1 protein-coding gene is annotated in these 687 nt (G+C 45.0%); it reads right to left on the bottom strand.

Features of this window, described 5'->3' with window-relative positions; all coding sequences use genetic code 11:
- On the bottom strand, nucleotides 1-687 hold a 687-nt coding region (locus tag R8N49_RS27380; RefSeq protein ID WP_318190484.1), incomplete at both ends, for a siderophore ABC transporter substrate-binding protein.

Genomic DNA, 687 nt, shown 5'->3' with positions numbered 1-687 from the left:
CGCATGCAGCGAGTTACGGTCGATCACCAAAATGTTTTTCGGATCAGCTTCACGGATAAACTCGTAAGAAATCACGTCACCGTGTGTACCAGTCTTGATGTTTTTTACCGTTTCAATGAAACCAAAGTCATTGTAAATCGCACCGAAGCGGGACTTCGCACCAAAGGCACTGATGTTGTCACCGATGCTCAAAATCGTTAGTGCATCGTTATTGTTCGTTTGGTTGTAGTCGCGAATCGCTTTAAATTGAGCATCCAATGTTTCAATCTTTTGCTCGACTTTGTCTTCAATGTTGAAGATTTTGCCAATGTTACGCCATTGAGCCTGCGTGCCTTCCCAGTAGCCTTCGCCTTCTTTAGCTGCAAACACAACCGTTGGGGCAATTTCACTTAGCTCTTCATATTTCGCGGAGCCACGCGGGCCAACCAAGATCAGATCTGGTTTTTGCATATAAATAGCTTCGAAGTCAGGCTCAAACAAACTGCCTGCTGATGTGTAATTCTCTTTGCTGTACTTAGAAAGGTAGCTCGGAAGATGAGATGCGTTTGACACAGCCACAGGGTCAATCCCGAAGTTATCCAAAGCATCTAAAGGACCAAAACCAATCACAACCACGCGCTTAGGTGAGTGTGCTAGCTCGGTTTTTCCCATGTAATGGTCAATAACAACGTTAGCAGCAAAAGATGG

This window comes from Vibrio sp. 1978, assembly GCF_033344345.1.
Note: the sequence above shows the minus strand (reverse complement) of the source record. Positions and strands in the feature narration are given on the sequence as shown.